At 39.3% G+C, this 15,608-nt stretch carries 12 protein-coding genes; 8 read left to right on the plus strand and 4 right to left on the minus strand.

Annotated features, from left to right (window positions below; translation table 11 throughout):
- Window positions 1-32: 32 nt before the first annotated feature.
- Window positions 33-6,557: an alpha-2-macroglobulin family protein gene (locus tag E4635_RS12935; RefSeq protein WP_135527122.1), complete on the minus strand. Its 6,525-nt coding sequence runs from the start codon at window positions 6,555-6,557 to the stop codon at window positions 33-35.
- A 127-nt stretch (window positions 6,558-6,684) separates the two neighbouring features.
- Here E4635_RS12935 and E4635_RS12940 point away from each other — a divergent pair, with 127 nt between their 5' ends.
- From E4635_RS12940 to E4635_RS12970, 7 genes are all read left to right on the plus strand, one after another.
- Window positions 6,685-7,380 (plus strand): tetratricopeptide repeat protein, encoded by a 696-nt coding sequence (locus tag E4635_RS12940; protein WP_135527123.1) that lies wholly within the window; start codon window positions 6,685-6,687, stop codon window positions 7,378-7,380.
- Window positions 7,381-7,383: 3 nt separating this feature from the next.
- On the plus strand, window positions 7,384-8,739 hold the full coding sequence (locus E4635_RS12945) for a UDP-N-acetylmuramate--L-alanine ligase (protein WP_135527124.1): 1,356 nt from the start codon (window positions 7,384-7,386) through the stop codon (window positions 8,737-8,739).
- A 140-nt stretch (window positions 8,740-8,879) separates the two neighbouring features.
- Complete coding sequence (gene radC / locus E4635_RS12950; protein WP_135527125.1) at window positions 8,880-9,572, plus strand: RadC family protein; 693 nt, start codon at window positions 8,880-8,882, stop codon at window positions 9,570-9,572.
- 54 nt (window positions 9,573-9,626) lie between these two features.
- On the plus strand, window positions 9,627-10,130 hold the full coding sequence (gene parS / locus E4635_RS12955; RefSeq protein ID WP_135527126.1) for a type II RES/Xre toxin-antitoxin system antitoxin: 504 nt from the start codon (window positions 9,627-9,629) through the stop codon (window positions 10,128-10,130).
- On the plus strand, window positions 10,130-10,588 hold the full coding sequence (locus tag E4635_RS12960; protein ID WP_135527127.1) for an RES family NAD+ phosphorylase: 459 nt from the start codon (window positions 10,130-10,132) through the stop codon (window positions 10,586-10,588). Before parS ends, E4635_RS12960 begins: the two co-directional genes overlap by 1 nt.
- Window positions 10,589-11,284 (plus strand): YjjG family noncanonical pyrimidine nucleotidase, encoded by a 696-nt coding sequence (locus E4635_RS12965; protein ID WP_135527128.1) that lies wholly within the window; start codon window positions 10,589-10,591, stop codon window positions 11,282-11,284.
- Window position 11,285: 1 nt separating this feature from the next.
- Window positions 11,286-11,975, plus strand: coding sequence for a hypothetical protein (locus tag E4635_RS12970; protein WP_135527129.1), 690 nt, complete (start codon window positions 11,286-11,288; stop codon window positions 11,973-11,975).
- On the opposite strand, the gene E4635_RS12975 is transcribed toward E4635_RS12970, so the two are convergent.
- Window positions 11,976-13,253: a replication-associated recombination protein A gene (locus E4635_RS12975; protein WP_135527252.1), complete on the minus strand. Its 1,278-nt coding sequence runs from the start codon at window positions 13,251-13,253 to the stop codon at window positions 11,976-11,978.
- A 178-nt stretch (window positions 13,254-13,431) separates the two neighbouring features.
- Here E4635_RS12975 and E4635_RS12980 point away from each other — a divergent pair, with 178 nt between their 5' ends.
- Window positions 13,432-14,235 carry a rhomboid family intramembrane serine protease gene (locus E4635_RS12980; protein ID WP_135527130.1) on the plus strand — a complete coding sequence of 268 codons (804 nt, stop codon included), beginning with the start codon at window positions 13,432-13,434 and terminating at the stop codon, window positions 14,233-14,235.
- 76 nt (window positions 14,236-14,311) lie between these two features.
- Here E4635_RS12980 and rlmB read toward each other — a convergent pair whose 3' ends face one another.
- Together rlmB and E4635_RS12990 are read right to left on the minus strand one after the other, a co-directional pair.
- Entirely contained in the window at window positions 14,312-15,046 is a 735-nt protein-coding gene (gene rlmB, locus E4635_RS12985) for a 23S rRNA (guanosine(2251)-2'-O)-methyltransferase RlmB (protein ID WP_135527131.1), read from the minus strand.
- A gap of 71 nt (window positions 15,047-15,117) precedes the next feature.
- Window positions 15,118-15,606: a lipid-binding protein gene (locus E4635_RS12990; RefSeq protein WP_135527132.1), complete on the minus strand. Its 489-nt coding sequence runs from the start codon at window positions 15,604-15,606 to the stop codon at window positions 15,118-15,120.
- Window positions 15,607-15,608: the final 2 nt, after the last annotated feature.

Here is a 15,608-nt window from a genome sequence, read left to right on the forward strand (position 1 = left end):
AAAAAAGGCCGGCAACAATAGCCGGCCTTTTCCTATTCGGAAGCTGTTACCCTGATACCTGCCGTATGACTGCTATATTCAGGGGCATACATGCTTTGTATCGTTGTAATGCCATTTGAGAAATTGCCAGCATTATTTACTCGGATTTCGTATTCCAAAACATAAATACCTTTGTTTATTTTGTCAAAAAATAAGTGGGTCGCTGTGTCTTTCGTACTCATATAATAGCCTAATCCGTTTTCATATTTATATTCGGATAAAACAGCTACAGGTTCAAAACAGGAGGCACGCATGTCTTTTAAATGGATGAATTCAACATCTTCTTTACTGGAAATAATTAATCTGGCAGTTACTAAATCTCCAACTTTCAATGAATTACCGGCAGTGATTTTTTGCAGCACATCTTCTTTGCCATTATTTTTTTTGAGGTATAATTCTTTTGAAACCGATAATGCTCCATCTGAATTGGTTTTTATTTTGTCCAGATCTTCAAAATATTGCCAATAAGCACCGCCAAAACCAGGAACTTTTGACTTGTTTTCAATTGTGATTGTTGCCATTTCTTTTTTAATCTCATCAGCTTTCCAGGTAAGTTTCAAATATCCGGTTTCTGTTTCTGTTTCGTTTTCGGCCATTTTTTTGGTAATTATTTTCTCATCGCCAATTTTTATAACGGTATTGTCTTTTACACTCAACCAATCGGTGCCTTGAAGCAATAGAGCGTATATGGCTTCTGTTGTGGATTTGGTAGTGGGCCAGTTTTTGGTCTGTTTGTTTTTTATTAACCAGACTTTCATGGCATCAACCGATTTGGTGTCATTGCTAACTTCGGAGAAAGCTTCTATCAATAAAGCCTGTGTTTCAATAGGAGCCTGATACCAGTAGCATCCTGATTTATTGGTTATCCAATACATTCCCCAATCCTCATTGTTTGAAGCGGTTTCTTTTAAACCTTCAATGATTTTTTTGGCCGCAGCTGCTTCGTCAAAACGATTCAGGATTAAAGCTGCCATTCCTTTTTCATACAAGGAATAACGGATCCAGTTTTCTTTAATATTCGTGATGTATACTGGTATGATTTTCCTCAGATTGTCAGAAAGCGGGTATTCAGCCAGGTAAAAGCTTCTGGTGTATAGATAATGCAGATCGGAATTCGGGTCAAGCCAGGTCAATTTGTTTTTTCCGTTTAATTGGTCGGTTCTTCTTTTGTGGGCTTCCAGGAATTTACCATCAATAAAGGAAATCCCGGTCTTTGCTATCTTATCTGCTTTGATTTTCAGATCCGTGTTTTTTGATAATTTTTTCAGGTGCCCAAAACCGGCCAGGATATGGCGTGTAATGTATTCATTTTCTTCCCCGCCAGTAAACCAGGCAAATCCTCCTGATGTTTCTTGTTTTTTTTCCAATGTGCCGAAAATCTCTTCTGACGAGTTTTTCATTTTATCTAAATCGAAAAGAAGCCCAAGGTTTGTTTTCTTTTCATCTTCGTCCCGGGCATCAAGCAGCCAGGGTGTTTCTGCAAGCAGCGCTGATTTCAATTCCTTATTTTGCTCTAGTTTGGAGGTAAGTTTCTCATTTTTTCTCCAGGATTCAAAAACGGAAGCGATCTTTGGATTGCTGTTGATGATTTCAGTAGCTAATGTATTGGCATAAAAACGGGCAAAAGTCTGTTCTGCACATTCGTGTTCGTATTTCATCAGATAAGGCAAGGACTGGATGGCCAGCCAGGTTGGGTTCGATGTGTATTCAAAGGTAAACTGATGGTTGCGTAATGTTGATGAAGTATTGTTTTTTAAATTTTCAAAAGAGTATTCTTTTTTACTGTTTTCACGAACCCAGACCGGAATGCTTTGTGTAACAAGAGTATTGTTGGTCAGGATTGGCAGTATGTTTTCTTCTCCATCCGAAAAATTGCCTGCTTTGGCCAAGACTTTATATTGAACACCTTGCATACCTTCCGGAACGGTGATTTTCCAGGTTACTGTGGTGTTGCCGAAAGCCGGGATGGTAAAGTTCCTTGTCGCATCGGAATTCTTCATTTTGTCATCAGACGATAATAAAGTTGAAGCATCAAAAAGCTGTAGCATTGCGATTCCGGTTTTGGCTTCAGCCGTAATATTTGCAACTTTAGCAGTCAGTATAATGGTGTCTTTTTCCCTGAGGAAACGAGGGAAATTTGGGGTAACCATGAGTTCTTTCTGTGTGAGGACAGTACTTTCGTAATATCCTGAAGTTGCCTTTTTATTGTGGGACAGTAATCGTAATTTCCATTGGGTCAAAGCTTCGGGAGAATGGAATACAAAATTAATTTTCCCTTCTTTATCGGTTTTAAGCTGTGGAAAGAAAAATGCTGTTTCGTTAAGGTTGCTCCGGGCTTGGATATGTGTTAATTCCTGTAGTGCTTTTTTGGTTGTGATGACAATAACCCCGTTTGCACCCCTGGCGCCGTAAAGGGATGTTGCCTGTGCTTCTTTTAAAACAGTGACCGAAAGGACGTCAGCAGCATTTATTCTGGATAATGCATCTGCATCGCTGATAACACCATCAATAACAGTCAGGGCTTCGTTGTTTTTCCCGACGGAACCCAAACCACGTATGATGATTTTTGTGGAAGCACCGGTTACTCCGTCTGGTTTTGATATTTCAATGCCTGCGGCCATTCCGGGAAGGGATTCCAAAAGGGTGGTGTTAAAATTACCCTGGGACAGCACCGTTGCCGTAGTGTATGACAGCGATTTTTTTGCTTTTATTGTGCTATAGCCCATTGCCACTACTACTTCAGACAATTGTACATTATCATCCTTTAAGGACACATTATGGACCTTGGAATTTGTTTTTATTTCTTTGTCAACCATTCCCATAAAAGAAAAAACCAATTCTTCTCCCTGCACTGCATCTATTTCATAAGACCCGTCAAAATCCGTTTGGGTTCCTCTGGCTGTTCCTTTAACGATGACATTTACTCCAGGAAGAGGTAAGCCTTGCATGTCAGTTACCATTCCGGTAATGGTCTGCGCATTGGAAGGGATTTTGGTTTTACCTTTTTTTAGCATCAATTCATATTGCCTCTTGCTGTAATAATTATTTGAGTTGGCAAGATTAAAGCCAAACCAAAGCAAGCCGGTTTTTGTTTCATTTATAGGATGATAATAAAAATCGTTATTTAAGTATCGTAAAGACATATGGAACGTGTCAAATCCTAATGCTGATTTTCCACTTGCACGATTGTTGTAATAACTGTTGAAATCTAAAAATTGCCAATCCTTTTTTGTGAATTGATCAAGAGAACTGTCATACATGGAAGCTAGTACTTCCGCTTCGTTTTTAGGGCTTCCTTTGATTTTGAAAATCCAGTTTTCCTTACTGTTCGGTTCTAGTTTGTTGCGTAAATTTTCTACTTCAAACTGAAGTTTTGCCGGTACTTCAAATAACGAAACTGGGAAATCCTTATTAATACTCTTGTTTTCAAAAACAGCCTGAAATTGTATTACGATCCCACTTTTAAAGCTGTTTTTAATGGGAATACGTATTTTGGCTTTGTGATCCTGTAATAGGATGCCTGTTGTGAAATATGCCGCATTATCATAAAAAGCACTTGAATTTATATATAAATTCCCGAAATTTGAATTAATTTCAAGCAACGCAAAACCATCTTTTTTAGGGTTTTCATTTAACAATTTAAAGGTAAAAAGCTCTTCAGAAGGAATTTGTTTGTCATTCTCTTGCAATAATTTAAATGTTGAAATGTGCTTTATAGGATTTCCGAAAGAATCGTTGGCAGAAAAAACCACTTTGTAATTCCCGGTTTTCCAATAAGACATAAAATCCAGCAAGATTTTTTTATCTGTTTCAGTATCCACGGATTTTGTGAATACCAACGTTTCCTTATAGTCAGTTTTTGCAGGATCTTTTTCATACGGGAATAATCGTCCGAATTCAGTGTCAGAAATAGCTTTGATTTCCGGGTATGCAAAAGCCCTATCCTTCCATTTATTATTGATTGGCCCGATAAAGAAAAATTGGAGCTGCCCTTTAACCGGGACAAATTCATTATTCAGGTTCTCGCTGGTCAGGAGTGCGGTTTCTTTTTTGCCGGTTTCGACTATTGCGGGTAATTCCGCCTTTAAATTCAAAGTATTGTAGCCTACTTTAACAGAAGTTTCATTCGCTCGGGTTTCCCCATTACTGTCTGTTACTGATACGGAAACAGCATAGTTGAAAACAGGTGATGATGCAGGTGTGAAACCTTCTTCGGGCTCAGCCGTAAAAACTATGGTAAAATTACCCAATGCATCTGTTTTTCCTTCTCCTTGCAATAGGGTCGTAGCGTTATCGCGATCGTAATCCCAGTAACTATTGTATGATTTCCGGTCTATTTTGTAGGTTATCTTTGCGTCAGACAAGTTACTTCCTGCAAAGGCTTTGGCGCTTCCGGACACTGAAACTTTTTGGTTAATAATATATGTTTCTTTTATAGGGTTAAATTTTATTTCGAATTTTGGGCGTTTGTATTCTTCTACTTTAAAAGTGATTTCCGATTCATAATTCTCCATATTGTCCCAAAAAGGATGCTCTTTTTCTTTTGCATCATACAGAAGGTCTTTCTCCACGTTGTCAGGTTCTTCCGCAATAATGCTAAAATCGCCGGTTAGGCCTGTTTTGGGTAAGATAAATTCCCCTGAAAAAGAACCAAATTCATTGGTGGTCATTTCTAATTCTTTTATATCGTCCTGGTCAGCGTCTTTGAGGGTGATTTTTACCCGAAGGTTAGGCATCACTTTTGATTGTTCTTTTTTCTGCATCAATGCAATGCCTTTGTAATACACGGTTTGCCCAGGCCTGTAAATTGCCCTGTCTAGATAAAACTCTATCTTTGATTTTATTTTTCCATCATCATCATCGTTGTCATAGAAATGCTGTATGTAAGGGTTTTTTATCGATAAAGAATCCTGCTCTTTGGAAGCCAAAATGTTATTTACATAATAGTGGTTTTTTTGAGTAAATTGAGCTTCGGCTTTTCCATATTCATCGGTCATTAAAGTATCCTCATCCGTTTGTATCTTGACGTCTTCAATTGGCAAGCCGCTTTTTCTGTCCAAGGTCTGAAAGTATATCTTATCGTTCTTGATATAGCTCAGCAAAGATAAATCAGTTACGGTAACTGTTTCATAAGCGAAAGGTTTTGTCTTTGTTGAATCGTTTTCCTGAGCACTTTCCATATATACTAAATAATGCCCGGTTTCCAGTTGTGGCAAAAGGACTTCGGTTGTATAAGTAAAGTAATCCTTCTTGTTTTCCAGAGTATAAGAAATCTTTTTCTCGGGTATTTTATTCTTGGTTAAGGTAGCCACAATACTGTCTTTTCTCCATGAGTCAGGCTCTTTGTTATTGAACCGGTTTTGATTTATTCTATAAAAGGAAAAAGTGATATTATCTACATTTTTATAAGAGATGAAAGCCCTTGTGTTTTCATTACGGTATACTTGTTTTAATAGTTTCAGGTCAAGGTGTTTCGATGTAACCTGGTTTTTTGCAAGTATCGCTTTTTTTCGTGTTACGGAATGGCTTAAGCTTAAAATGCTGTCATAAAGCCGGACCGCAATAATCTGGTTGTTGGGGAATTTGTCTTTCGATGCTGTACTTTGATATATTTCTGCTTTTTCGAAAAGCACTTTCTGAAGGACTTCATTATACAAATGGACCTTCTGAAATCGGGAAAGTGTTTTTAAGTAATAAGTATCGTCACTGTATATATGGTCTTTGCAAAACACTAATCTGTTAAACTGATGTTCTTGTTTTGTTTTGCCGTTTTTTTCGAGTTCTTGGTATAAGGAAAATATGCGTCTTACGTTTTTGTCCGGTATAAAATCGAAAGAAGCAGCTGTAAAAGCCCCTGAAGTGTCAAACAATAAATCTTTCTTGTTTTGGTAAACATCCTGATTATTAGCTTTGTTTGAAATGTTACTGGTGTAATATGATATTGCTTCGGTACCAAGAAAATCAAAAACTGTCAATTCTTTAAAATCGTCGTATTTTAGAAAATCAAAAATAGATTCGTAATTGAGTAAAGGTGTTTTTTGAATTATTTCTTTATTGGCAATGCTTTTCTCATAAGCATTTTTAATTTCGGATTCCAGGGTTTTTATGGGCCAGGTCCTAAAATCATTATTGTAAATACTGTCAGTTGCCGCTAGTTTTTTTATGTTGTAGTTGTTTTGTGACAAATGGCTCTCAAGGCTTTTCGCATAAATGTACTGTAAGATAGATTGGGAGGGAATGCTTAACTCCGCGATCTCTTTTTTTAAATTGGACATTATTTTAGCCTGGGCATCTTCATCTAGCTTTTGTAAATATTTTGAAGTATAAAAAAAAGTTTTGATCACTTCAGATTCTACTCCTTTCTGTTTTGCCTTGTCATAAATTTTTTGAACCTCTTCATTCGCTGACTTTATTTTATCGGCACTTTCCAATGCAATGACCTTACTCCAGTTTTTCTCAAAATCCTGAGCAAATAAGGAAGAAGAAATAAGAAAGAAAGTAAAAAATATATTTTTCATGAGCTTGTTTTAGACTATAGAGGCGTTATTTGAAAAAAAGGTTGGGAAGGGATATGGCTTTTTGCTACAAAATACAAATTCCGGATAAAAATAAAGCATACTTCCTGCATTTTCTTATTTTTGAAGCATGAAAAGACTGGCTGGGATTTTTTTGCTGTTTCCAATACTAATTTGGTCGCAAACCCCATTCCTTAAAGCGGAAAAACTTTTTGGAGAGGGAAAATATGCCTTGGCAAAACCTGTTTTTGAAAATTACCTGAAACAAAATCCCAACGATTCCAAAACGATGGAATATTTAGGTGACATTGCCGGCCATCAGAAACAATGGGACGATGCAATTTCGTATTATAAAAAACTGAAAACACGTTTCCCGCAAGAAGCCGGTTATTATTACAAATTCGGGGGTGCTTTAGGGATGAAAGCCAAGGAAAGCAGTAAATTTAAGGCATTGGGCATGATTGATGATATTGAAGAAGCCTTCCTCACGGCAGCAAAATTAGATGGCAAACACATCGAAACCAGATGGGCGCTGGTCATGCTATACCTCGAATTGCCGGGTATTGTGGGAGGAAGCGAGGCAAAAGCCAAAAAATATTCCGATGAATTGTTGAGGATTTCCCCGGTAGATGGCTATTTGTCCAAAGGCTATATTTTCGAATATGTCAAAAAATACAAAGACGCAGAAAAACAATATACCAAGGCCATCGAAATAGGCCAGTCAAAAACAGCCTATCAAAAATTAGCGGATTTGTATAAAAACAAAATGAATTCGCCCGAAAAAGCGAAACAAATATTAGATTTGTACCAAAAGAAAAAAACATAGAGGATGAGGACTCATTTCATAGCCATTGGCGGAGCTGCCATGCACAACCTGGCATTAGCATTACACGGAAAAGGATATAAGGTCACCGGAAGTGACGACGCTATTTTTGAACCGTCAAAATCACGATTGGAAAAAAAAGGCTTGCTGCCAAACGAATTTGGATGGTTCCCGGAAAAAATAACCTCCGACATCGAAGCAATCATCCTTGGGATGCATGCCAAAGCGGACAATCCCGAATTATTGAAAGCCCAGGAACTAGGCTTGAAAATCTACTCGTATCCTGAATTTTTATACGAGCAGTCCAAAAATAAAACACGTGTTGTTATTGGTGGTTCCCATGGGAAAACAACCATTACGTCCATGATTTTGCATGTCATGCATTATCATAACATTGAAGTGGATTATATGGTGGGAGCACAGCTGGAAGGGTTTGATACGATGGTACATCTTACGGAGAAAAACGATTTTATTGTGCTCGAAGGCGATGAATATTTGTCTTCACCAATGGACAGGCGGCCTAAATTTCATTTGTACCAACCCAATATAGCGCTGATTTCAGGAATTGCCTGGGACCATATCAACGTTTTTCCAACTTATGAGAATTATGTAGAGCAATTTGAGGTTTTTATCCAGAAAATAACCAACGGCGGGATTTTGGTTTACAATGAAGATGATCCTGAAGTGAAAAGAGTGGCGGAAGCTGCGGCTAACCCTATCCGGAAAATCCCTTACCACACGCCGGAATATACTGTTGAAAAAGGTGTTACATTGTTAGCAACGCCTGAAGGACCCATGCCGATCGAAGTTTTTGGAGCCCATAACCTGAACAACCTGGCCGGTGCCAAATGGATCTGCCAGAACATGGGTGTTGATGAAGCTGATTTTTATGAAGCGATAGCCAGCTTTAAAGGAGCGTCCAAACGATTGGAGAAAATTGCCGAAGGAAAAACCAAAGTAGCCTATAAAGATTTTGCCCATTCGCCAAGCAAGGTTTCTGCTACGACCAAAGCGGTAAAAGAGCAATATCCGGAGAGGAAAGTTGTCGCTTGCCTCGAATTGCATACCTACAGCAGCCTTAATGCTGCATTTTTAAAAGAATACGAAGGCGCATTGCAATATGCCGATGTTGCGGTTGTATTTTATTCGCCCGATGCCGTAAAAATCAAACAGCTTGAAGAGGTAACTTACGAACAGATTGCTAAGGCTTTCAATAGGGAAGACCTTATAATTTATACCAATCCGGCCGATTTTAAAGAATACCTATTCAACCTTAATCTGGAAAATACAGCATTATTGCTAATGAGTTCCGGGAATTACGGAGGCCTGAATTTTGATGATGTGAAAGGACTGATCGAATAGCATTTGGCATATCTCCATCTTGAGAAATATATAAAATCACCGGCGGTTTGCGTTTGGTGATTTTTTTTGCCGTAAAATGTAAAATGATTTCAGTATTTTAGTTTTTTCATACCACGATAAAATCAATATAATTATTAGCCATGGAACAAACTCCTTTCTCAATCAAACATTGGGCAGAAGACGACAAACCGCGTGAAAAACTAATCCTCAAGGGGAAACAATCTTTAAGCGATGTCGAGCTCATTGCCATCCTTATCGGTTCCGGGAGCCGCAGCGAAAGCGCAGTAGCCTTGTCCAAAAGAATCTTATTCAGCGTAAACAACAACCTTAACGCATTAGGTAAATTATCGGTAAACCAGCTAATGGCTTTTAAGGGGATCGGCCAAGCCAAAGCCATTACCATTGTTGCCGCTTCCGAACTGGGCCGCAGGAAAAGGGCAGAAGCAGCAACACAACTCAGGCAGGTAACCTCCGGAAAAGCCGTTTTTGATATCATGCAGCCCATCATCGGGGAGTTGCCGCACGAAGAATTCTGGGTGCTCTACCTTAATAATTCCAATAAGATCCTTTATAAATCCCAAATCAGCAAGGGCGGGATTTCCGGTACTTTGGTAGATGTCCGGATTGTCTTCAAAACAGCCCTGGAACACAACGCCACATCCATAATCCTGGCCCACAATCATCCTTCTGGAAAGCTACAGGCCAGCAGTGCCGACAAACAGGTGACCCAAAAGTTGAAACAAGCCGGGCAACAACTGGATATTCCTGTCCTGGACCATGTTATCGTCACTGAAAACCACTATTTGAGTTTTGCAGATGACGGAATTTTGTAAATAATTAGGTTTTTTGAGACAATTGTCGTAATATTACAGACAAATGTCAAAGTTATGTCAAAGTTAGTCGCAAATTCTGATGTCCAGATAGACAAAGCAGTCCGTCTTTATGTTTCTAAAGTTGAAAAAGATGCCAATTATCAATTGATTGATAAGGATATCACCTATAAGAAATTCCTGTCCAACAGGATGCTGATCGTGCATTCCATCAGAAGGGGCTTGCCTTATGAATTGTATGACCTGATCAAAAAAAGAACTCCTTTCAAAGAAGACGAATGGGCAGATTTTTTAGGTGTGTCTACCAGGACTTTGCATCGTAACAAATCAAGAAAAGACTTTTATTTTGATTCGATTCCTTCGGAAAAAATATTGGAGCTCGCTGAAGTGACCGCTTTGGGAATTGAGGTTTTCGATTCGGAAGAACATTTTTACAGTTGGCTCAATACGCCTTCGTTTGCTTTAGGCAGCCTGAAACCTATAGAATTGCTCAAAGATTCTTATGGTAAAGAAATGGTTTTGAACGAATTGTACAAAATCGACCAGGGGATTTTTATCTGATGGATGGCTTTAGGTTAGCGCGTAAAAAATATGCGATAGAATTATCGGGTAAAGGAGCTTCAATTGCCGGAGCCCGATGGAATTCAAAGGGAACGGAAATTATTTATTGTGCCGAAAGCAGGGCGTTGGCCATGGCTGAAGTGGTGGTCCATCTTTCCTTGGCCACTTTGCCATCGGATTTTGTCATGCTGAAAATTGATATTCCTGACGGTATTTCGATGGAAACCGTTGATGTGTCTGACCTGGAGCTTAACTGGAGTGTTTTTCCTTTTAGTTTTTCCACCCAGGTAATTGGAGATGATTTTGTGCGAAGGAACCAGGCTTGTGTCCTTAAAGTGCCTTCGGCTGTGGTTAAAGGCGACTTTAACTATTTGATCAATCAGTACCATGAGGATTTTAAAAAGATTGCTATTGTAGAGCAGATGGATTTTCCGTTTGACAAAAGGATATTTAAATAAATGACAGTGCAAAAAAACGCTATAAAACATATTTTTTTCGATCTGGACCATACGCTGTGGGATTTCGACAGGAATTCGGAGCTGGCTTTCGAGCGTATTTTACAAAATTATTTTCCTCAGGTGGAACTTCGGGAATTTATCAGGGTATATGCGCCGATCAACCAGGTTTGTTGGAAATTATACCAAAAAGATGAAATCACACACCAGGAATTGCGCTATAAAAGGTTAAAGGATACTTTTGATATCCTGGGCCAGGAAATTTCAACACAATTGATCGATGCGATTTCGGAGGAATACATTCAGTATTTACCCGATTTCAATCATTTGTTTGACGATGCGGTCCCGGTTTTGGAATACCTGAGCCAAAATTACGAACTGCACATTATTACCAATGGTTTTGCGGAAGTGCAATATAAAAAAATCAACAATTCCAACATTGGGCATTTTTTCAAAACCATTACCAATTCGGAAACGGCCGGCACCAAAAAGCCGAACCATGGTATTTTCAGCCATGCCCTGAAAGAAGCGAAAGCCTTTAAAAACGAAAGCGTCATGATTGGCGATTGCCTCGATGCAGATGTCAATGGTGCACTTGATTTCGGTATTGCTGCCATTTTTTTCAATTCCGGGCAAATCGATGTCGATAAAAATATCCGTCAAATAACTACCTTAACAGAATTAAAAAATATTTTTTAAAATGAAGAATACCTTGTCTTTACTTTTACTCCTTGTTTCGGCATTTGCCATAGGCCAAACATCGGTCAATGAATACAAATACGTCCAGATTCCTGCAAAGTTCGATTTCCTAAAAACCAAAGACCAGTATGGGCTCAATACGATTACCAAAGTCTATTTTGAACAAAAAGGATTTGGGGTTGTGTATGATAATGAGATCATCAACGATGCATTTTTGCTGGATAACTGCAATAAACTATATGTTGACGTTCTGGAAGACAGGACTTTTTTTGCCACCAAACTCACTGTTGTAATCAAGGACTGCACCAATAGGGTAGTGTATACTTCCGAAGAAGGTACCAGCCGAAAGAAAGAACATGCATTGGCCTATAATGAAGCGCTTAGGACGGCATTGAAATCTTTTGACAAGCAAAATTACACTTACACTGGCAAGGTCGCTAAAACACCGCTGCAAACGGTTCAGCCGGTTAAAACGGAAAATCCTGTGAACAAAACAGAAGCCGCAGGAAATGTTACAGTGGAAAAAGTAGTTACAATCCAAATGTCCATCCAGAAAACATCTGATCCTAATGTTTATATTGCTTCTTCGGGAAATAAAAACGGGGTCGTGCTGAAAAAAGGAAACGAATGGTTTTTCGAATACTATCAAAATGACCAATTGCTTTCCGAAAAAGTCAACCTGAAATTCTAACTAGTAACCGTATTTATCCTGCCAGCGGTTTTTTAAGAACTGCCGCAATTCTTTTTCCCTTGCGTTGTTCCCCGGTTCATAAAAGGCAGTATTGGAGAGGGAATCCGGCAGGAATTCTTGCTCAGCAAAATTATTGGCAAAATCATGCGAATATTTGTATTCATCGCCATATCCCAATTCTTTCATGAGTTTGGTAGGCGCGTTACGCAGGTGTATGGGAACAGGCAAATCCCCGGTCTGCTTTACCATTTGCTGTGCTTTATTGATGGCCATATAACTGGCATTGCTTTTTGCAGAAGTAGCCAGGTAAACAGCACATTGGCTCAGGATAATGCGGCTTTCCGGATACCCAATCGTAGTTACGGCCTGAAAGGTATTATTGGCCATTATCAAAGCTGTAGGATTGGCGTTCCCAATATCTTCCGAGGCCAGGATCAGCATCCGCCGGGCAATAAATTTCACATCTTCACCGCCTTCGATCATCCGGGCAAGCCAATAGACCGCACCGTTTGGGTCGCTCCCCCTTATCGATTTGATAAACGCAGAAACTATATCATAATGCTGTTCTCCGGTTTTGTCATACAAAACAGTGTTTTTCTGCACCAGCTGCATGACTTTTTCGTTTGTAATTTCAATGGAATCACTTTCAGAGGCATTGATGACCAATTCAAAAATATTCAACAATTTTCTTCCGTCGCCACCGGAAAGGCGGAGCAGGGCTTCCGTTTCCTTAAGATCGATGTTTTTAGTTTTCAATAGTTCGTCTGAAACCATCGCCCGGTGCAATAAAGCTTCCAGGTCGTCTTTGGAAAATGGGTTTAGGATGTACACCTGACATCTTGACAACAAAGCGGGAATCACTTCAAAACTAGGATTTTCAGTAGTGGCACCTATTAAAGTCACCCATCCTTTTTCAACGGCAGCCAATAAGGAATCCTGCTGTGATTTGCTAAAACGATGGATCTCATCGATAAACAAGATCGGGTTTTTGGCCGTAAACAAGCCACCGCTCTGTTTCGCTTTGTCTATCACATCACGAATATCTTTAACGCCTGAATTTATGGCGCTTAGCACATAAAACGGACGCTTGCTTTCCTGGGCCATGATCTGGGCCAAAGTGGTTTTTCCGGTTCCAGGAGGTCCCCATAAAATCAACGAAGGGATAATACCGCGGGCAATCTGGTGTGTTAAAGAACCTTGTTCCCCAACCAAATGCGACTGGCTGATGTATTCCTGTAAATTCTGCGGGCGTATGCGTTCTGCCAAAGGTGCTTCCATACTGTAAAAATAATATTTTTTATTTGAAGCCATTCCAGCTCTCCACTATATCTTTTTATTTTTAAAGGAAAAATAAAAAGGATGCCGTTGCGATCTGGGCTAGGGCATACCTATTTGGATGAACTATGACAAAAGTTCACGACATTAGTTTTGGTTAGGTTTTTGACATCTCTTTTTTATGAAAGATACAGATTTCAGGTTTTCACCGTCAGTCCTGGTATGGCCATTGTATTTGGTCTTGGCCTTATGGATCGTTTTTTGGATAGAAGTACAATTTAAGGTCAGCCTCACCGAATTTGGCATTTACCCGAGGACGTTGTCGGGCCTGAAAGGAATTGTTTTCAGCCCTTTCCTCCACGCCGATATATCGCATCTGTACAATAATTCGATACCGCTTTTTTTATTGGTGGCGGCACTTCGTTTTTTCTATCGAAAACAATCTTTGGAAGTATTGGTATACGGTATCTTGTTTTCGGGTTTCGGTACCTGGCTTATCGGAAGGGATAATTTCCATATAGGAGCCAGTGGCTTGATTTACGTTTTGATCAGTTTTATATTTTTCAAAGGTATCCAAACCAACTATTACCGGCTGGTTTCGCTGTCTCTTACCATTGTGGTCTTGTATGGTGGTATGATTTGGTATGTTTTTCCGAGTGCCGAAGCTGAAATTTCCTGGGAATCACACCTATCGGGTTTTATTACCGGTTTTTTGCTGTCCTTTTTTATGAAAACTTCAGTATACCAAAGGCCTATAAAATATGATTGGGAGCATCCGGATTTTGACCCGACCCAAGATGAGTTTATGAAACATTTTGATGAGAACGGTAATTTTGCGCCCAAGCCAAAAGAAATCCCGCAGGATGATGTTTCACTGTTTTTTACGTCCAATTATCCTATCGTTTACGAGATTGTTCCCGCTGTGAGTCGTCAAAGCAATCCCGAAGCTACTGAATTAAATGAGTGGAATAGGGAAGAAGAGTAGGGGATTGTTTTTACTAAAATAAAAGCCCGGATAAAAATTTCCGGGCTTGTTGTTTTATGCTATTCGTGTTAAGGAATTAACTCCTTTGTCTTACGGTTTCATATAAAAAGGCACCACAGGCCACCGAAACATTTAAAGACTCAATGGTCCCAAACATGGGTAATTTAGCTTTTTCATCTACAATTTTCAACACAGAAGGGTTTACGCCGCGATCTTCGCTTCCCATGATAATGGCTAGAGGTTCGTTTAGCTGCAGGTCGTAAATGTTGTTTTCTGTTTTTTCAGTTGCTGCTACCGTTTTTATCCCGGAACCTTGTAAATAGAAAATGGCGTCTTTGATGTGGTCCACTTTACAGATCGGAACATTAAATACAGCGCCGGCAGAGGTTTTTACCGTGTCGCCATTTACCGGGGCGGAACCTTGCTTTTGAATGATGATGCCGTCCACTCCGGTGCATTCAGCGGTACGGATTATCGCTCCAAAATTACGGGCATCTGATAATTGGTCCAAGATGAGGAACAATGGGACTTTGCCGCTTTCCACAACCGTATCGACCAAGGTTTCAAGTTTGTGAAACGTAATAGGCGCAATAGTCGCCACAGCACCCTGATGGTTGTTTGCCGTCAGGCGGTTTAGTTTTTCAACGGGAACATAAGAAAAATTGATGCTGTTTTTTTTCATCGATTTCAGTAGCTCCTGCATCAAATCACCTTGTGCATCACTTTGGATAAACACTTTGTCGATTTCTTTTTTTGCATTGATGGCTTCTATAATAGCCCTTATTCCAAATATCTGGTTCTCTTTTTCCATGCCGCAAAGATATAAAAAAAAACCATCGAACATTGTTCGATGGTTTTTTGAAATTGAATCAAATATATTGATTAATATTCATCTTCCAAGAATCCGGTTCTTTTGTGACCGTCAAAATGTATGATATTTCCTGGATCGTAGCTGAATTCTGCATCAAAAGTGATTTTGTCAACAGTGTGACCACCTCTTGAAACGGCACCACCTGAAATGATTTTACCGTTAGTAACAGTTACAGTTCCAGAATCACCAATGTTATCAGAATTTGTTACAGAGAAAGTACCATCCTGGTTCATGTTGATTTTACACTTAAGTGCCCAACCATTTCCATGGTCGTCAATCCACATAGTGTTGTCATTAGCAGATGTATTGTAAGTAGAATGCAAAGCATGCTCTACTTGATCAACTCCGCCTTCACTAACTGTGATAAACCAATCTCCTGCAAATTGTCCAGTGTTTGTTTTTCCTGGGTCTGGATCTCCACCCTCATCGCATGATGAAAAACTTGTGATTAGAATTAATCCAAAAACAACTTTTAGAAGTTTACTTTTTAATATACTCATTT

The organism is Flavobacterium humi (assembly GCF_004745595.1).
Lineage (GTDB): Bacteria > Bacteroidota > Bacteroidia > Flavobacteriales > Flavobacteriaceae > Flavobacterium > Flavobacterium humi.